Source organism: Elusimicrobiota bacterium (assembly GCA_026388095.1).
In the GTDB taxonomy this organism is placed as follows: domain Bacteria; phylum Elusimicrobiota; class Elusimicrobia; order UBA1565; family UBA9628; genus UBA9628.
Map to the genome: position 1 here is coordinate 1 of JAPLKL010000028.1, position 17,396 is coordinate 17,396.

Genomic DNA, 17,396 nt, shown 5'->3' on the forward strand with positions numbered 1-17,396 from the left:
GCCACCGGCGCCAGCTGCGCGGGGTCGCCGATGCGCACCAGCTCGTTGCGCAGGGAGTACATGGCGTAGTGTCCCAGCGCCTTGTGTCCGGCCGCGTAGAGGAGCTGGTCCGCATCCATCCGCTCCGGGCGCGGGAAGTCATAGTCCAGGCCTTCATAAAGCAGGCCCGAGACGATGCGTCCTGAGGAGATGCTCCCTCCCGGATGCCCGGACGTCGGCACGAAATTGAACAGGATGGCGCACAAGGTCCGGTAGCAGAGGTCCACATCTTCGAAGAAGGCCTTGTCGGCGACCGGCTGGGCCGGGGCTTCGAGGAAGACGCCGCGTCGGGGACGCAGCCGGAAGGCCTTGCTCATGGCGCCATTCTGGGGAATGCGCGACAGCAGGTGCGTATACCCGCCCGGGCAGCTAGCGCTGTCCGGGCGGGCGTCGCAAAGGATGTCTGGAGGGTGCCTACTCTACGTCGCAGACACGCTCGGTCTTGGCCCACTTGCCGTTGACGCGGGCGCGGACCGAGATCGTGTGGGTGCCGGTCGTTTCCGGGAACCAATCGAACCAGCAGAAGCCGGCGTCGCCGCGGCAGCTCTGCCAATCCGAGCCGTCCACGGCGGCCTGGCACTCCGCCTCTCCTGCGGAGATCCGGACGGCGTAGTGTCCGCGCTGGACCCGCTCGCCTTGCTGCGGATAGTCGATGCTGACCTTGGCTCGGGCGGCCGGCTTCTCTTCCACGGTCCTGCTCAGACCGGGAATCCTGACGGATAACAACCCTTTCTTTCTCACTCTTTGACCCCCATGCGGCTTGACAACGAGCATACTAGTAAACCAAATTCCGGATTGCGCTGTCTAGGCTTAGACTCGAGCCTCGGCCAGGGGATTGCGGCTCCGGCATCGGTGGCAGAGGCCGCTCGTGAGATTCGGGCAGTCCGGCCGGCACACAGGCAGCCGGAAGTGGAAACGGGAACCCTTTCCGGGCCGGCTTTCCACATCCAAAGAACTGCCATGGCTGGCCATGATCTGACGGCAGACCATCAGGCCCAGGCCGTAGCCTTTGGCCGCCTTCCTTCCCTCTCCGGTCCGGTAAAAACCCTGGAAGATCGCTTCTTGGTCCTCGGCCGCTATGCCGATGCCCGTGTCCTCGACCGAGACCTCCACTTCTTGCGGCGGGTCGCCGCCGGCGGGCCTGAGGCGCACGCTCACCCGGCCGTGGGCTGGGGTGTATTTGACCGCGTTGCCGATGAGGTTGCTCAGGACCAGGATCATCGCGTCCGGGTCCGCTGTGACCGGGAAGGTCGTTTCCGGGAACTCCAAGCGCAGATCGATGCCTTTCTGCTCGGCCAGGGGACGCATGAGCTCCAGGACTTCCCCGACCAGCCGGCGCAGCTCGATCTGCCTTATGTCGAGCTGGAAGCGGCCGGATTGCATGCGGGCCTGGTTGAGGAAGTTGCTGACCGTGGTCTTGAGGATCTGGTGGATGCGCTCCAAGGTCAGATAGGTCTTGTGGCGCTGATCCGGGACCTCGTCGTTCTCCCGCAGGAGGAACAAGGCCATGCCCATGGTGGTCAGGGAGTTGTTGAACTCGTGGCTGACCACCGAGAGCAGGTCGCTTTTCAGGCGCAGCATCTCCCGCTCGTGCTCCAAGGCGCGCTTGAGCTTGGCCAAGGCCACCGTGAAGGCGGTGAAGATGCCCAGGGCGATGGCCGCGTTCCAGATGGTGACATGGAACTGCGCCGGGCCCAGCCCCTGCAGCAGGCGCGGCAAGTAATCGGCCAAGGCCCAGCACAGAGAGGCCAGGCAGGAGATGAGCAGGCCGGGCCTCTGCCCGACATGCCAAGTCACCAGGACGACGGGGAAGAGATAGAAGAGGCCGAAACCGTATTCGATGCCCGTGGCGTAGTCAAAAGACCCGATGGCCGCCAGCAGGAGGAGGCTCACGAGCCAGGCGTTGCGTCTGTCACGGGCCAAGAAGCCGTTGAGTTTTTTCCACATAGCCTGACAATCTATTATCGCAAATTTGAGATAATGGATTCCTGAAGCATGAATCCTTTCCGGTGCTTGCGCATCCAAAGGCTGAAGGAGCGATCACATGACTCGCGCGGCGATATCCATCATGATGGGGCTGGCATTCTCTGCAGTGGTCCCGGCGCGGGCCCAGACCTACACTTTGGGCGCCGCGGTGGATGCGGTGCTGCAGCGGAACCCCGGCGTGGCGAGCGCGGGCTATCGGTTCCAGGAGGCGGACGCGGCCCTGCGCGAGACTCGGATGAGGCGCCTGCCCAGCCTGGGGGTCAACAGCTCTTTCACCCGGGGCGACAACCCGGTCTATGTCTTCGGGACCTTGATGAACCAGAGGTCCTTCACGCAAGCCGATTTCGCCATAGACCAGCTCAACAACCCCGGCCTGACCAGCAATTTTAGGAATTCCATCGAGGTGGGGGTGCCGCTCTTCACAGGCTTCGAGCTGCAGAGCTCCGAGCGGCTCGGCGGCCTGGGCCGGGATGCGGCGGCCAGCTCGCGGGACTCCGCGGCGCAGAACGCCCGCTACGCGGTCGTGGAGTCCTTCTTGGGGGTGCTCCTCGAGCAGGAACTGGCCAAGGCCTTGAGCGAGCGGATCGAGGCTTCGTCCGCCGAGATCGAGAACGCGCGCAAGCTCAAGGAGAAGGGGCTGGTCCTCGGCTCGGATTACTTCGCGGCGCAGGCCACCTTGGGAGGCCTGCGGGCCTGGCACAGCCGCGTCGGCGCGGGCCTGGACTCGGCCCGGTCCAAGCTCTCGACTTTGATGGGAGTCGCTCCTCAGGGCTTGGGCGTCGCGGGCTCCTTGGCCTACGGGGGCTGCTCCCTGCAGCCCGAGGGCGAACTGGTGGACCGGGCCCTGCGCCAGAGGCCCGAGCTGAGGCAGGCGGCGCTCCAGGAGGAGGCGGCGGGGGTGCTGCGGCGCCAGTCCGGCTTGAGCCTCCTGCCCAAGGTCGAGGCTTTCGGAGCCCTGGAGACCGACACCCGGGACTTCAACGGCAACCCCTGGAACAAGATCTTCGGAGTCCGCGCCAACCTCCCGCTGGGCGATCCGGCCTATCCATCCCGCAGGTCCAAGGCGCAGGCCGCCCTGGAAGTCAGCCGGGCCGAGGCCCGGCGCATGCAGGAGGGGGTGCGCATCGAGGTCGCACAGCTCTATGGGGGATACCGCGGCGCCTGCGAAAGCCTGCCCATCGCCCGGGATACCGTGGACAAAGCCAAGCAGTCTCTTGAGCTGTTCCGTCCCCTCTACCGGGAGGGCCGCCAGAGCATCCTGGAGGTCCTGCGTGCCGAGGAGGCGATGGCCAGGGCCCAGGCCGCGTATCTGGATAACCTCTACGGCCTGCACGCGGGGCGGGCGCGGCTCCTCCTGGCGGCGGGAGAGCTGGACGGCCCGGCCGTGGGCGAGCTCGAGCGGGGCTTGGGGGCGGGACGATGAGCCAGGGCACGCAGGGCGGGCGTCATCTCGGCGCGGCCGGGGTCCTGGCCCAGGCCTTCATCCGGTCCAAGCTGACGGTCCTCATCGCCTTGGGCGCGGTGCTGCTGGGGCTGTTCGGAGTCTGGAAGCTGCCGCGGGAAGAGGAGCCCCAGATCAACGTCCCCATGTTCGACATCTTCGTGGCCCTGCCGGGCGCGAGGTCGAGCAGCGCATCGTCAACCTGGGCGAGCGCAAGCTCTGGGAGATCCCGGGCGTCGAGTACATCTACTCGACTTCGGAGCCGGGTTCCGCGCTCTTCATCGTGCGCTTCAAGGTGGGCACCAGCCCCGACGAGGCGATGACCAGGATCTACACCAAGACCTTCGCCAACCTGGATTTCATGCCGGCGGGCGCCGGCCAGCCGCTCATCAAGCCGCGCTCCATCGATGACGTCCCCATCCTCGCGCTGACCCTCTCCGGGCAGGGGCTCGACGGCCTGGCCCTGCGCCGGGCCGCGGCCAGCCTGCGCCAGGAGATCAGCGCGGTCCCGGACGTCTCGGACACCGAGCTCATCGGCGGCCATAAGCGCCAATTCCTGGTGCATTTCGACCCGGCGGCATTGACGCGGCATCGGCTGACCCCGCTCGAGGTCGCGGCCATCATACAGTCCTCCAATCAGAAGCTCCCGGCCGGGCATTACAACAAGCCCGGGACTTCGGTCCAGGTCGAGACCGACGCTTTCATCCGGTCCATCGCCGACCTCAAGAACGTGGTGGTGGGCGTTTCCGGCGGCAGGCCCGTGCTCTTGAGCGATGTGGCCAAGGTGTCTGACGGCAGAGACGAGGATGAGCATGAGGTCTCCACCCAGGGGCAGGCCGCGGTGACCATCGCGGTCTCCAAACGGAAAGGCGCCAACGCCACCCATGTGGCCGAAGCCATCCTGTCCCGGATGGAGGAGGTCAAGAAGGGGCTGTTGCCGCCGGCTCTGGACATCGCCGTGACCCGCAACTACGGGGAGACGGCCAAGGAGAAGTCCGACGAACTCCTCTACCATATGTTGCTGGCCACGGTCTCCGTCACCATCCTCATCGCGCTGGCCTTGGGCTGGAGGGAAGCCATCGTCGTGGCGATCGCCATCCCGGTGACTTTGGCCCTGACCTTGCTCATCTATTACCTGGCGGGCTACACGCTCAACCGCATCACGCTCTTCGCGCTCATCTTCTCCATCGGCATCCTGGTCGACGACGCCATCGTGGTCGTGGAGAACATCCATCGCCACTTCATGATGAAGGACGGGCGGCCGCTCTGGCAGCTCTCCGTAGACGCCGTGGCGGAGGTGGGCAACCCCACGCTGCTGGCCACCTGGGCCGTCATCGCGGCCATACTCCCCATGGCTTTCGTGAGCGGCTTGATGGGCCCCTACATGCGGCCTATACCGGTGGGGGCCTCGGTGGCCATGCTCTTCTCCGTGGCCATCGCCTTCGTCATCTCGCCCTGGGCCTTCGCCCACATCCTGGAGCGGTTCCCTCCTCGGGAGATCAAGGGGCATGAGGAGTCGGGCCTCGACCGCATGTACCGGCGCTTCATGACCACGGTGCTGGAGAACGGGCGGGTGCGCTTCTGGTATTTCACGGTCATGCTCGCGCTCCTGGCCGGGGCCCTGAGCTTGGTGCTCTTCAGGGCCGTGACGGTCAAGATGCTGCCTTTCGACAACAAGAACGAGTTCCAGGTCGTCTTGAACATGCCCGAGGGGACCGCCCTGGACCGGACCCGGGAGGCTGCCGGGGGCATGGCCGACTATCTGCGCTCCGTGCCCGAGGTTAAGCGGGTCACGGTCTACGCCGGCACCGCCTCGCCCTATAACTTCAACGGGCTCGTGCGGCACTACTTCCTCAGGCAGCGGCCGGACCAAGCCGACATCCTGGTGAGCCTCTCGCGCCGGCAGGAGCGCAAGCGGCAGAGCCACGACATCGCTAAGGAGGTCCGGGCGCCCATCAAGGACATCGCCCGTCGGTTCGGCGCCCGGGTGCAGGTGGCCGAGATCCCGCCCGGACCTCCGGTCCTCTCCACCTTGGTCTTCGAGCTCTACGGCCCGGACGCGGCCAAACGCACCAAGTTGGCCCGCAAGCTCCGGGAGCTCCTGGAACGCACCGACGGCATAGTCGACGTGGACACCTATGTGCCCGACCCGCAGCCTTTGGAGCGCCTGGTCGTGGACCGCCAGAAAGCGACCCTCAACGCCATCCCGGCCTCCGCCGTGGCCCAGACCGTGAGCCTGGCCCTGGACGGCCGGACCGTGGACTTGGCGCATGTCGAAGATGAGAAAGAGCCGGTGTGCATCCGCATGCGCCTGCCCTCGGAGCGGCGGCGGGACCTCGGCGCGCTGAAGTCCGTCACGCTGATGTCGCGCAACGGCACGCCCATCCCGGTGGGGGGGCTCACCGCCGCGCAGTCCCGTGAGCAGGACCAGCCGATATACCACAAGAACCTCCAGCCCGTGACCTACGTGATCGCCGACGTCTCGGGCCGGCAGGAGAGCCCGGTCTACGCCATCATCAAGCTGCGCGGCCCCGTGCGGGACCTGGCCCGCTCCATGGGCCTGGACCTCAAGGAGTACTTCACACGCCAGCCGGACAGCTCACAGGAGTGGGCGCTCAAGTGGGACGGGGAATGGCACATCACCTACGAGGTCTTCCGGGACCTGGGCCTGGCTTTCGCCGTGGTCCTGCTGCTCATCTACATCCTGGTGGTGGGCTGGTTCAAGTCCTTCACCGTGCCCTTGGTCATCATGGCGCCCATCCCGCTGACCTTGGTGGGGATACTCCCCGCGCATTGGGCCTTGGGCGCCTTCTTCACCGCCACCTCCATGATCGGCTTCATCGCCGGGGCCGGCATCGTGGTGCGCAACTCCATCATCCTGGTGGACTTCATCCAGCTGCGCCTCAAGGAGGGGATGCCGCTGGAGCAGGCCGTAGTCGACGCGGGCGCGGTGCGGTTCCGGCCCATGCTGCTGACGGCCGCGGCCGTGGTGGTGGGCGCGGCGGTCATCCTCTTCGACCCGATCTTCCAGGGCTTGGCCGTCTCGCTCATGGCCGGGGAGGTGGCGTCGACGTTCTTGTCGCGCACCGCCGTGCCGGTCCTGTACTTCCTGCTGGCGCGGCGCCAGCGCCCGGAGGAGCCGTCTCATGGCGATTAGCTGGGTGGATGGCGCGGCCTTGGCCGCGGCCGCGGTGATCCTGGGGGCGCTGGCCTGCTCGCGCCTGGGGGGTGTCAAGCCGGCCCAGGCCGCGGAGATCGCCAAGCAGCCGGGGACTTTCGTCCTGGACGTGCGTACTCAAGCGGAATACGAGCAAGGGCATCTGGAGCGGGCCGTGCTGATCCCGGTCCAACTGCTGGCGGGAAGGCTCTCGCAGCTGCCGGCGGACAAGAAGAGTCCCATCCTGGTGTATTGCGCGGTGGGCGGCAGGTCCGCCGTGGCCGCGACCCTGCTCAGGGCCAAGGGCTACGGGCAGGTCCATGACCTGGCCGGGGGCATCTCGGCCTGGCAAGGCGCGGGATTTCCAGTCGTGAAATAGGAGGCGTCCATGACCATCGAGCAAAAGATCCGTCTCATCGCGGGGACCTTCATCCTCGTCAGCCTGGCCCTGGCGGTCTGGGTGAACCGGAACTTCCTGTGGTTCACCGCTTTCGTGGGCGCCAACCTCTTCCAGTCGGCGCTGACCAAGTGGTGCCTGATGGAGGACATACTCAGGAAGTTCGACAAGAAGGAGGCCGGGAGCTGCTGCTGCGGGGGGGAGCCGAAAGCCTGAACGGCAGGCCACCCCAACGGAACCAGCGCCCCCTCATAGGGGGCGCTGGTGGCGCGGCACCCTTCGGGTGCCGCGCCATTCTACGGCTCGTCACCAGTCCCAAGTCTCCACTTCTCCGGTCAGCTCGCCCAGCCGTTTCTTGACGATCTGGTCCTTGACCGAGCGCCGCTTGTCGATGCGGGTCTTGAGCTCGCCGATCTCCTCCTGCATGCGCTTGAGCTTGAACTCCATGCGCGCCAGGTTGGTGTCGAACTGCTCGGAGAGGGCCTTCTCCAGGTCCTTCTTGAGCTTCTCCTTATCGTCGCCTTTGGCTTGGCGCACGGCCTGGACCAGACGGCGCACCTCGAAGTCGGACTTGATGCCTTTGATGAATTCGTCCCGCAGCTTCGGGTCGCGGTAGGCGAACATGTACTGGCGGAACCTCTGGTGGAAGACCTCGGGCTTGTCCCTTTGCATCCGCTCGAGCTCCTCGTCGATCTCGGGGATCTGCTTCTTGAGGTATTCCATGGCCTCTTTCTCCACGGCCGGGTTGCGCTCCTCCAGCCCCGGCTTGCCGTGCTCCTCCCCGGCTCCGGGCTCCGGTCCCGGTCTTTGCGGCGGCTTCTGCGCGAAGGCTTGGCCGGCCAAGACCAGGCTTGCGAGCAACGACGCCAGCAGCATCCTCTTCTTCATGTTGTCCTCCCTGCGCCTTAGAGCGCCTGCCTCTTGAGTCCCTTCGCCATGTCCTCGATGCGGCCAATATCCGCGTCGAGTTCGATGGCGTCCGATGTCGAAGCGATGTCCTGAGAGATGTCCGCCAGCTCGGAGTCGAGGCGCGTGATATCCCGTTCGATCCCGTTGGTCCAATGCAGGTTGTTGGAACTTCTGCCGACCGGGAGGAACAAAAGGGCCAAGCCCGCTGCGATCGCGGCCAAGCCCAGGCTGATCCTGCGCCAGCGAGGGCGCACAACCAGCGGCGGGGCGGCTCGGCTGATGACTTCGGCGTCGAGCCAGGCTGGAGGGGTCAAGGCGGCGCGCTGAGCCGAGTCCGAGGCCGCATTCATCGCGGCCAAGAAGGCGCGGCACTCGGAGCACCCCTCGGCGCCGGAGTCCTCGAGCAGGCAGCGCTCTTCATGAGCGGCGTCATGCATGGAACTCCTCCAATCCCTTGCGGAGCTTCAAGACGGCGTAGCGCATGCGGGCCAGCGCCGTGCCCAAAGGGCAGCCCAAAGCCTTGGCTATCTCCGTGAAAGAAAGGCCCGAGTATTCCCGCATGAGGAAGACCTCGCGCTGCTCCTCGGGCAGTCCGGCCAGGGCCTTCTCGAAGCTCTCGCCGACCTCCCGGCTCTCCGCCTGCCGGTCCGGGCCGGCCTCGGGCGAGACGGCCCGGCTCTCCAACTCCTCGGTCAGGCCGACGGGCGCTTTCTTGCGCAGGCGGTCCAGGGCGGTCCGGTGCGCGATGGTGAAGAGCCAGGCCTTGAAGCGGCCGCTCTCTTCGTACCTTCCTGCGTTCTGCCAGATCTTGATCATGACTTCCGCGTAGGCGTCGTCGGCTTCGGTCCGGTCCCCCAGCCGGTACACGAGGAAGCTGTATAGGCCCGGGCCGTGGGCCGCCACCAGTTCCCGGAACGCCTCGCCGTCCTTGGCTCGGATGCCGGCCGCTATCTGCTGGTCGTCCACCGATGCGCCCTCAAGGGATATAACGGCCGGGGCCGGATCTTATTGTATGGGAGGCTAGTCGTATCGGGGCTCAAGGCGGGCCAGCTCGGTCTCGAAGCGCGTCTGGAACTTCTGGCTCAGGACATCCGCGCATACGGCGTAGCGGACCAGCGGTTCGGGACCGTCGTCCGCGCCGAACCCGGCGAAGTGCACGCCCACGATGCCGGTCTCCGATATGGCCAGCCGGTTGTAAGCCTCGTGCACGCTCAGGCCCTGCCGGCGCGCCAGAGCGGCCAAGTCCTGTCCGAGAGCCTTGCGGGGGACCTTCCAAAGGGTGAAGAAGCCCGCGTTGGTGGGGCAGGCTTGGCGCAGTCCCGCCTTCTTCAGCGCCGGGATGACATAGTCGAGGCGGCTGCGATAGAGACGATACAGGGATTCCAGGGATCTCCTCGCGGTCTCGCGGTCCTGGAAGAAGCGGCCGTAGGCCGCCATGAGCGCGGGGACGGGGCCGGAATCGGTGTTGCCCTTGATGGTGATGTAGTCCTCCACGAAGTCCTTGGAGCCGACCACGGCTCCGAGGCGGGCGCCGGGGTCCGAGAAGGACTTGCTGACGGAGTAGAGCTCGAGCCATTCGAGGTCGGGGTAGTCCTTGGCCACCGCGGCGAGGGGGACGTGGGTCTCGTCCGAGAGGCCGGAGTAGGCGGCGTCGTTGACGAGCCTGGTCTCGTGCGCGAGGCAGAACTGGATGAGGGCCTGCCATTCGCTCGCCGAGGCCCCGACCGACGCCGGGTTGCCGGGCCGGATGACGAAGATGAGGTCGGGCCGCTTGACCTTGGCTCTGCGCAGCGCGGTCTCCAGATGCGCCATGCACAGGTGCATGTCCTCGGCCGAGTAGAGGGGCCAGACCACGCGCTTGGCCCCGAGGTATGAGCCGCACCAAGTGCCGGACACGTCGTAGGCCGGGAGGTTGGAGGCCATGGCGAAGCCGGCCCGGCGGCGCCGGTCGGGCAGGTGGAGGCCGCAGGCCAGGGGGATGAGCGCGGTCGCGGTCTTGATGCCGGCGATGGGCGTGGCTCTGAGATGGGCATGCTCCTTGAACCTGATGCGGCCATGGAGCTCGACCATACCGTCGCAGAAATCCAAGAGGTCTTTGTCCTCGGCGTAGGTGTGGAAATCGTAGCCGGGGTCCGTGCAGAACCGGGCTTGGAGGTCGCGGATCTCCTGGGGGGGGATCCCGTCGGGGTTCCCCAGGGACAGGTTGAGGGCCGGCAGGCCGGAGCGGCGCTCGTACTCGGCGAGGAGGACGTAGATGAACTGGAAGAGGTTGATTCCGGCCGATGGGATCGCTCTGGCCATGGGGGTATCGTAGCATGGTATGATAGCGCGTGGCCACGGCACGCCCCGGCGAGGATCGCATCTGGTGGGCGGTGGCGCTCGTCAGCGCCGCGCCCGCCTTCTTCTTCCCGCTCTTCAACCCCGACCTCTTCTGGCATCTCAGCGCCGGGCGCTGGATCCTGGAGCATCGCTCCCTGCCGCGCGCGGATTTCCTCTCCTTCACCAAGGCCGGCCAGCCCTGGGTGGATTTCGAATGGCTCGCGCAGCTCATCTATCAGGCCGTCTACGCCTGCGGCGGGATGCTGGGGCTCTGGTACCTCAAGCTCTCCTTGCTGGCGGTCTCCTGGCTGTCGCTGCTGCGCCTGCTCCGGGCCCGCGGGATCGCGGCAGGACTGCTGCCCGCGGCTCTGGCCTTGTGGGCCGCCAACCTGCTGGCCTATTCCGACATCAGGTCGGACCTTTTCTCTTTGGCCCTGTTCTCTTGGCTCGTGTTCAAGTTGGAGACCGAGGTCCTGAGGCCCCCGGCCCCGCTGCCCCGGCGCCTGCTGGGCAGCTTCGCCTTGTTCGCCCTGTGGGCCGACCTGCACGCGGGTTTCGCGCTGGGCCTGGCTCTGCTGCTGACCTATGCCGCCGGCGCGGCCTTGCGGGGGGCCTGGCCCGAAGCCCGCAGGCATGCCGCGGCGTCGGCGGCCGGAGCCCTGGGGAGCCTCTGCAACCCCTACGGCTGGGGACCGCACCGCGTGCTCTGGGAGCACTGGAGCATGATCGAGCATCTGGAACGCAGCATCGTCGAATGGCAGCCCATGAACGTGCTGCAGACGGCATACTGGCCCTTCTGGCCGACGGCCGCGGCCCTGGCCGTCGCGACCGCGGCCGCGCTGTGGCGCAAGCGCGGCGGGGGCCGCGGCTGGCCTTTGGCCTTGCCGGTCTTCGCGTGCCTCTTGGGCCTGGCCGCGCTGAGGCATCAGCGCTGCTCGCTGCTGTTCTGCCCGGCCGCCGTGGCCGCCATATTCCTGACCGCGCGCGAGGCGGGCTGGGACGGCAGCGTGTGGCTGCGCCGGGCCGCGGCCTGCGGCCTGGTCCTGGGAGCGGTCTTCGCGGTCTGGCTGCTGCCGAGGATATTCTGGGGACGCGGGGTCTTCAACTACCTCTACGTGCCGTATTCGGCGGCGGAGTTCATGGCGCCGCAGAGGCAGGTCTTCGAGGGACTGCGGCTCTACAATGTCTGGGCCTGGGGGGGCTACCTGGATTGGCGGCTGCGGCCCTGGTACCGCTGCTTCTGCGACGGCCGCTACATCTTCCACGACCAACTGCCTCGGGTCCAGGAGGCCTTCGCCAGCCCCGAGCTCTGGAGCGGGTTCTTGGACCGGGAGCGTTTCGACGGGGCCCTCATGCTCAACTACAACATGATGCTCGCGACGGGCCGACCCTGGTACGCCTCCTACATGCCGCGGGAGCGCTGGGCCGTGGTGTATTGGGACGACACGACGATCCTGTTCGTCGCCCGGCGGGCCGTGCCGGCAGCCTGGCTGGCGGCGCATGAGTATCGTTTCCTGCTGCCCTGGGACGACGCCCGTCTGGGAGAGGCGCTCCGCCGCAAGCGGGTCCCGGTCGCGGCCGCGGCCGAGGAGCTGCGGCGCCATCAGGCGGAGATGCGCTGACAGGCGGGGATGGGTTTCGGTGGGCGCGGCGCTTGATATACAATTTGGCATGCTGAGCTTAGGGTGATATGGACCTCTTCTTCCGCGACGAAGGCCCGCGCAGCGGCCTTTCCATCGTCCTCATCCACGGCTTCCCCTTCGACCACACCATGTGGCGGCCTCAAGTCCAAGCCCTGAAGAACCATTTCCGGGTCGTCACCTACGACGTCCGCGGCCTCGGCCGCAGCCCCCTCGCCGGCGCCTCCGCCACCATGGAGAGTTACGTAGACGACCTCTTCGGACTCCTCGACCTCCTGGGCCTGCCCGCCGTCGCCCTCTGCGGCCTCTCCATGGGCGGCTACATAGCCCTGCGCGCCGCAGAGCGCGCGCCCCAACGGCTCCAGGCCCTGATCCTCGCCGATACCCGCAGCGGAGCCGACACCGAACAAGCCAGGGATAACCGCATCGCCTCCATCCGAGGCATAGAGAAGGACGGCCTTAAGCCCTTCGCCGATGAATTCATAAAGAAAGCCTTCGCTCCCCGGACCCTTGCCGAGAACAGACCCTGCGTGACCTTCATCCGCGACACCATCCTGCGCAGCGACCCCCAAGGCGTCTGCGCCTCGGCCGCCGCCATCATGAGCCGCACCGACACCACCCCGGCCCTGGCCAGGATCAGGGTCCCGACCCTCGTCGTGGGCGGCGAAGATGACGCCCTCACTCCCCCGGCATCCTGCCAAGCCCTGGCCTCAGCCATCCCCGGAGCCAGGTTCGCCCGGATACCCGATGCCGGCCACTTGAGCAGCATCGAGAACCCCCGAGCCTTCAACCGGCAGATGCTGGAATTCCTGCGCAGCCTCCCGGACTGAATTGCACATCGTCCTCTACCAGCCCGAGATCCCCTGGAACACCGGCAACATCGGCCGCACCTGCGTGGCCGCGGGCGCGGCCCTGCATCTCATCAAGCCCCTGGGCTTCCGGATCAGCGGCCGCGAGATCAGGCGCGCCGGCCTCGACTACTGGCCCAAGCTCGAACTCACGGTCCACGAGGATCTCGCGGCGTTCTTGGCTTCCCTGCCGGCCCGGGCCTCGGTGCTGGTCTTCACCACCAAGGCTCGCGCCAGTTTCAGGGATGCCCCGTTCCGCAAGGACAGCTATCTCCTCTTCGGCCGGGAGTCGAGCGGCCTGCCCGAGGAGGTCATGAGGCGCTTCTCCGGCAGCCTCTACCGCATCCCGGTCAGCCGGGACGCGCGCTCGCTCAACCTCTCCACCGCGGCGGCCTTGGCCCTCTATGAAGGCCTGCGCGCGACCGGCCGGGACCCGTAATAAATCCGACCCAGCGACCTGTTACAGTCCAAGCAGGATGAAGAGGCTTCTTCTGGCGGCGATGCTGATGCTCCCCGGCTTGGCGCGGGCGCATGAGTACAGTGTGCGCGACGCCGGTGAGTTCCAGCCCTTGGGCCAGCTCGTGGAGTTCTACGACCGCTTCGGCTGGAGGGCGTACGAGGTTGATTTCGAGTTCGACCTGGAAGGCGGCGGTCTCGGCAAGAGTTCCCGCCTATCCGTTAAGATCGTGAAGAAGGACGGCAGCAGATGGGACTACTCCTGCAAGGCGTCCCGCACCCTCTCAGCCAACGTCAACACGCTTTTTGACGGCCGCGTCTCCGTCGTGGCCGAATGCCGCATCGACGCCAAGAGCTTCGCCGAGGCCGTGGACCTCCACCCGGACGACGTGGGCGCTCCAAACCTGGTCTTCCAGGCCATCGTCCAGGGCGGCCAGGCCGCCCCAGGGGCCCAATGCGGCATCGTCCTGCCTCGGGCCCAGCAAAGCGCCGGCACGGAGCTGAGCCCCTATCTCGCCGCGGGCGACGATCCCGGCGGGCTGGCCGTGGTGTTCCAACGCGGCTCCTCCCTCCAGTAGGACCAACCTTCCCAGCCTCCTTAGGTCCATCGTTCTAGGCCTCCGTGGGCCATTTAACATCCCGCAAAAGCCCAATCGGCCCATCAAAACCTGGGAGCATTCCCCTATAATTATCAGAGCATGGGATTCCAACCGAGCCGTGCCATGACCAAGGAGCCTATTATGAAATCCTCGACCACCGTCGCCACCCGAGCCCTCGCGGTCGTCCTCGCCCTGGCCCTCTGGCTGCCCGGTACCGCCTCCGCGGCCGGCACAGTGGTGCGTGCTCAGACCGGCGGCTCGGCCATCACCGGCAACCTCGCCGGAGCCGCAGGCGTGGTCTCCGTCCCTCTCAACATGAACCTCGGCTCCATGAGCCTGACTCCCCAGCTCGGCTCGGCCGTCCTCAAGGACATGTCCGCCCCGTCCGTGACGGTCGCGCCGGCCGCCTCCATCGGCGGCTCGCCCATGGTCATGCCCCAGGCCGTGGCCGCGCACCCCGTGGTGGACCTCATCAACAAGATCCAGGCCGCGGGCGTCGCCCTCCCCGAGACCGCCAACACCCCGGCTGACGCGGCCAAGATCATGGCCGCGGCCCAGGCCATGCCCGCCGGCGCGGTGCGCGACAACCTCACCGCCCTGGCCGCCGCCATCACCGCCCCCAAGGGAGCCTCGACTGAAGGCATCGCCAAGGTCTACGAGAACGGCGCCAAGGCGACGGACGGCGCTGACGCGGTCGAGGCCAAGGCCACCATCTGGCAGAAGCTCGCCGGCATGCCGGTGCTGCGCAAGTCCAAGTACATCCAGGCCCGCGCCGAGGCGGACCGGCCCAAGGCCCAGGCCGCGGACCCCAAGGGCTATGAGGTCGCCATACAGAACCTGCGCTGGGTGCCCGCCCCTGAGCAGCTGCCGGCCAGCACCAAGGAAGTGGCCCTGGGCGAGCAGAAGATCGTGGGCCAGGACGCCGCGGTCAAGGCCATCCGCTTCGGCCTCAAGATGCCCGGCGCCAACTACAACCTTTACGTCTCCGGCCCCACAGGCGTCGGCCGCGAGACCGCGCTCAAGTCCGTGCTCGCCGAGGTCGCCCCGGCCATGCCCACCCCCGGCGACATGGTCGCGGTGACGAATTTCGCCAACCCCGAGCTGCCCATCATCATGCAGCTGCCCGCGGGCAAGGGCCGCGCCTTCACCGGCGCCGTCTCCGAGTTCGTGGCCGGCCTCTCCGAGAACCTGCCCAAGGTCCTCCAAGGCGCCGAGGTCTCCAAGGCCAAGAACCAGATGCTCGGCGAGTTCAAGAAAGGCATGGCCGAGCGGCAGAAGGAGTTCGACGCCGAGATTGCCAAGATCAAGGTCGGCAAGTTCGGCGTGGCCGTCCAGGTCGAGGAGACCGAGGGCGGCGTGCGCATCCTGGTCGCCCCCACCTTCGACGGCCAGCCCCTCACCGAGGAGACCGTCGCCGCCGCTATCAAGGACGGCAAGTTCACGGCCGAGGAGTTCGCGGCCGCCAAGGCCGGCATCTCCGAGAACACCGGGCAGATCATGGAGATGTTCAAGGCCATGTTGGAGAAGAACCAGGAGGAGATGGCCGCCGTCCAGGAGGCCGTGGGCTCCTTGGCCCAGCAGGCCGTGGTCTCCGTCATCAACCAGCTCGGCCAAGGCCTCGTGGCCGCGGTCAAGGGCGACTCCGAGGATTCCGCCGCCGTCCAGGCCGTGATGGCCAAGGTCCAGGCGCGCCAGGCCGCGTTCCAAGAGGAAGTGGCCAAGGTCTCCATCGCCAAGTTCGGCGTGTTCTTCAAGCCCGTGCAGCAGGGCAACGGCATCCAGCTCATGGTGGCCCTGACCTTCGAAGGCCAGCCCTTGTCCGCCGAGGCCGTCGAGACGCTGGTCAAGGCCGGCGCCTTCACCCAGGCCGAGTTCGACGAGGCCCAGGGCAAGCTCGAGTCGGCCGTGGCGCCTCTGGCCGAGAAGTTCAAGGCCATGATGAAGGCCAACCAGGCCGACATCGCCATCCTGAAGAAGGCCGAGGCGGCCAAGCCCGTCTCCCCGGAGCAGAAGAGGCTCCTGGCCTACGTCAAGATGCTCATGACCAACGCGGCCAAGAACTTCCAGGTCTTCATGCCGCACGAGTACGACGCCAACTCCCCGCACCCCCTCAACGGCATCGACCCGGCCAAGCTCTACCAGGCCAACCTGCTGGTGGACAACTCCGAGACCCAGGGCGCGCCCGTCATCTGGGAGTCCCACCCCAGCTACGAGCGGCTCTTCGGAGAGGCCGACGACAACGCCCAGCCGATCATCGTCCCCGGCGCCGGCATGATGAAGTCCAAGAACCCCGGCGGCCCGACGCTGAAGTCCGGCTCCTTCCTGCGCGCCAACGGCGGCTTCCTGGTGCTCGACGCCATGTCGGTCCTGCGCGAGCCCGGAGCCTGGCAGGCGCTCATGGCCGCGGTGCGCTCCGGCAAGGCCGAGATCACCACGGACGGGCTCAAGGGCCTGGCCACGCTGGAGGGCAACAAGTACTACGCCCCGGCCAAGGTCAAGGTCGTGCTGCTGGGCTCGCCCATGATCAAGATGATGCTGCGCGAGCATGACGACTCCTTCGCATCCGCCTTCAACGCCTCCTCCGAGTTCGAGTCCCGGCTGCCTATCAACGCCGAGACCGTGGCCGGCTTCGTCGAGGTCCTCAAGGTCATGGTGGCCAAGAGCGCGGGCGCGGTCATGGACCTGACCCGCGAAGCCATCTCCGGCGTGCTGGAGTACAGCGCCCGGCTGGTGGACAGCAACCAGAGGGTCACGGCCCAGTTCGGGGCCCTCAACGGCCTGCTGCGCGAGGCCACCTTCTGGGCCAAGGAATCGGGCCGCAAAGAGGTCACCGGGGCCGACATCGCCCAGGCGCTGGCCGCCCGCAAGGACCGGGATGAGGGCTACGTCAAGCGCGTGATGGAGACCTACCTCAACGACATCTTCCACGTGGCCACCTCCGGAGCCGAGGTCGGGCAGATCAACGGCCTGGCGGTCATGGGGACCTTCGGGGTCCCGGCCCGCATCACGGTCACGGCCAGCGCCGGCGCCCCCGGCGTGGTCTCCATAGACCGGGAAGCGGGGACCACGGGCTCGAGCTTCAACAAGGCCCTGGGCGTGGTGGAAGGCTTCCTGCGCAACACCTTCGCGCAGAAGAAGGCCATCTCCGCGCAGATCCGCATCTCCTTCGAGCAGAACTACGGCGGCATCGACGGCGACTCCGCCACCTCGACCGAGATCTACGCCACGCTCTCGCGCCTCTCGGGAGTGCCCATCAAGCAGAACTTCGCGGTGACGGGCTCGGCCGACCAGTTCGGAAACGTGCAGGCCATCGGCGGCGTCAACGAGAAGATCGAGGGCTACTTCGCCCTGGCCAAGGCCCGGGGCCTCACCGGCGAGCACGGCATCATCATCCCGGCCACGAACGTGGCCGACCTGCAGATCTCGCCCGAGGTGGTGCAGGCGGTCAAGGACGGGAAGTTCCATATCTACGCGGTCAGCCAAGTCAGCCAGGGCATCGAGATCCTGACCGGCACGGCCTATTCGGAGATCCTCCAGAAGGCCGCGTTGCGGCTCGACCAGCTGCGCGGCGCGGCGAAATAGCCGGCCTGGTGGGGACAGCCCCC

The 17,396-nt window shown here is 67.0% G+C and carries 15 protein-coding genes and 1 pseudogene; 9 read left to right on the forward strand and 7 right to left on the reverse strand.

The window, feature by feature from the left end; translation table 11 throughout:
- From NTY77_06630 to NTY77_06640, 3 genes are all read right to left on the reverse strand, one after another.
- The coding region (locus tag NTY77_06630; GenBank protein ID MCX5795148.1) for a hypothetical protein at positions 1–356 on the reverse strand (356 nt) is incomplete at its 3' end.
- 97 nt (positions 357–453) lie between these two features.
- Positions 454–729: a hypothetical protein gene (locus NTY77_06635; protein MCX5795149.1), complete on the reverse strand. Its 276-nt coding sequence runs from the start codon at positions 727–729 to the stop codon at positions 454–456.
- Positions 730–849: 120 nt separating this feature from the next.
- Entirely contained in the window at positions 850–1,986 is a 1,137-nt protein-coding gene (locus NTY77_06640) for a HAMP domain-containing sensor histidine kinase (GenBank protein MCX5795150.1), read from the reverse strand.
- Positions 1,987–2,083: 97 nt separating this feature from the next.
- Here NTY77_06640 and NTY77_06645 point away from each other — a divergent pair, with 97 nt between their 5' ends.
- The 4 genes and pseudogenes from NTY77_06645 (at position 2,084) to NTY77_06660 (ending at position 7,236) form a co-directional block, all read left to right on the forward strand.
- The gene (locus NTY77_06645) at positions 2,084–3,448 is read left to right on the forward strand and encodes a TolC family protein (protein ID MCX5795151.1); all 1,365 of its coding nucleotides are present in this window, start codon (positions 2,084–2,086) and stop codon (positions 3,446–3,448) included.
- Positions 3,445–6,623 (forward strand): annotated as a pseudogene (locus NTY77_06650) (efflux RND transporter permease subunit). Before NTY77_06645 ends, NTY77_06650 begins: the two are co-directional and overlap by 4 nt.
- Positions 6,613–7,002: a rhodanese-like domain-containing protein gene (locus NTY77_06655; protein MCX5795152.1), complete on the forward strand. Its 390-nt coding sequence runs from the start codon at positions 6,613–6,615 to the stop codon at positions 7,000–7,002. Before NTY77_06650 ends, NTY77_06655 begins: the two are co-directional and overlap by 11 nt.
- A gap of 9 nt (positions 7,003–7,011) precedes the next feature.
- Positions 7,012–7,236, forward strand: coding sequence for a DUF2892 domain-containing protein (locus NTY77_06660; protein MCX5795153.1), 225 nt, complete (start codon positions 7,012–7,014; stop codon positions 7,234–7,236).
- Between the two features lie 90 nt (positions 7,237–7,326).
- Here the strand turns inward: NTY77_06660 and NTY77_06665 are convergent, their stop codons facing one another.
- From NTY77_06665 to NTY77_06680, 4 genes are read right to left on the reverse strand one after another with little or no spacing between them, the layout of a single operon-like run.
- A complete protein-coding gene (locus NTY77_06665) occupies positions 7,327–7,908 on the reverse strand; it encodes a hypothetical protein (GenBank protein MCX5795154.1) in 582 nt (193 codons plus the stop codon).
- Between the two features lie 17 nt (positions 7,909–7,925).
- Positions 7,926–8,366, reverse strand: coding sequence for a hypothetical protein (locus NTY77_06670; GenBank protein MCX5795155.1), 441 nt, complete (start codon positions 8,364–8,366; stop codon positions 7,926–7,928).
- Complete coding sequence (locus tag NTY77_06675) at positions 8,359–8,895, reverse strand: sigma-70 family RNA polymerase sigma factor (protein MCX5795156.1); 537 nt, start codon at positions 8,893–8,895, stop codon at positions 8,359–8,361. The genes NTY77_06670 and NTY77_06675 overlap by 8 nt, the downstream gene beginning before the upstream one ends.
- Before the next feature lie 54 nt (positions 8,896–8,949).
- The gene (locus tag NTY77_06680) at positions 8,950–10,230 is read right to left on the reverse strand and encodes a pyridoxal phosphate-dependent aminotransferase (protein ID MCX5795157.1); all 1,281 of its coding nucleotides are present in this window, start codon (positions 10,228–10,230) and stop codon (positions 8,950–8,952) included.
- Positions 10,231–10,259: 29 nt separating this feature from the next.
- On the opposite strand from NTY77_06680, the gene NTY77_06685 reads away from it, so the two are divergent.
- From NTY77_06685 to NTY77_06705, 5 genes are all read left to right on the forward strand, one after another.
- Complete coding sequence (locus NTY77_06685; GenBank protein ID MCX5795158.1) at positions 10,260–11,870, forward strand: hypothetical protein; 1,611 nt, start codon at positions 10,260–10,262, stop codon at positions 11,868–11,870.
- 68 nt (positions 11,871–11,938) lie between these two features.
- Positions 11,939–12,718, forward strand: a complete 780-nt coding sequence (locus tag NTY77_06690) for an alpha/beta fold hydrolase (protein ID MCX5795159.1) — start codon at positions 11,939–11,941, stop codon at positions 12,716–12,718.
- A 1-nt stretch (position 12,719) separates the two neighbouring features.
- The gene (locus NTY77_06695; GenBank protein ID MCX5795160.1) at positions 12,720–13,175 is read left to right on the forward strand and encodes a tRNA (cytidine(34)-2'-O)-methyltransferase; all 456 of its coding nucleotides are present in this window, start codon (positions 12,720–12,722) and stop codon (positions 13,173–13,175) included.
- Positions 13,176–13,212: 37 nt separating this feature from the next.
- The gene (locus NTY77_06700) at positions 13,213–13,770 is read left to right on the forward strand and encodes a hypothetical protein (GenBank protein MCX5795161.1); all 558 of its coding nucleotides are present in this window, start codon (positions 13,213–13,215) and stop codon (positions 13,768–13,770) included.
- A gap of 162 nt (positions 13,771–13,932) precedes the next feature.
- Complete coding sequence (locus NTY77_06705; protein ID MCX5795162.1) at positions 13,933–17,373, forward strand: AAA family ATPase; 3,441 nt, start codon at positions 13,933–13,935, stop codon at positions 17,371–17,373.
- Positions 17,374–17,396: the final 23 nt, after the last annotated feature.

Coding starts and splice junctions, on each gene's coding strand:
- NTY77_06680 (MCX5795157.1), bottom strand. CDS start 10,230: ATGGCCAGAGCGATCCCATCGGCCGGAATCAACCTCTTCCAGTTCATC.
- NTY77_06705 (MCX5795162.1), top strand. CDS start 13,933: ATGAAATCCTCGACCACCGTCGCCACCCGAGCCCTCGCGGTCGTCCTC.
- NTY77_06655 (MCX5795152.1), top strand. CDS start 6,613: ATGGCGATTAGCTGGGTGGATGGCGCGGCCTTGGCCGCGGCCGCGGTG.
- NTY77_06700 (MCX5795161.1), top strand. CDS start 13,213: ATGAAGAGGCTTCTTCTGGCGGCGATGCTGATGCTCCCCGGCTTGGCG.
- NTY77_06665 (MCX5795154.1), bottom strand. CDS start 7,908: ATGAAGAAGAGGATGCTGCTGGCGTCGTTGCTCGCAAGCCTGGTCTTG.
- NTY77_06645 (MCX5795151.1), top strand. CDS start 2,084: ATGACTCGCGCGGCGATATCCATCATGATGGGGCTGGCATTCTCTGCA.
- NTY77_06640 (MCX5795150.1), bottom strand. CDS start 1,986: ATGTGGAAAAAACTCAACGGCTTCTTGGCCCGTGACAGACGCAACGCC.
- NTY77_06660 (MCX5795153.1), top strand. CDS start 7,012: ATGACCATCGAGCAAAAGATCCGTCTCATCGCGGGGACCTTCATCCTC.
- NTY77_06690 (MCX5795159.1), top strand. CDS start 11,939: ATGGACCTCTTCTTCCGCGACGAAGGCCCGCGCAGCGGCCTTTCCATC.
- NTY77_06670 (MCX5795155.1), bottom strand. CDS start 8,366: ATGCATGACGCCGCTCATGAAGAGCGCTGCCTGCTCGAGGACTCCGGC.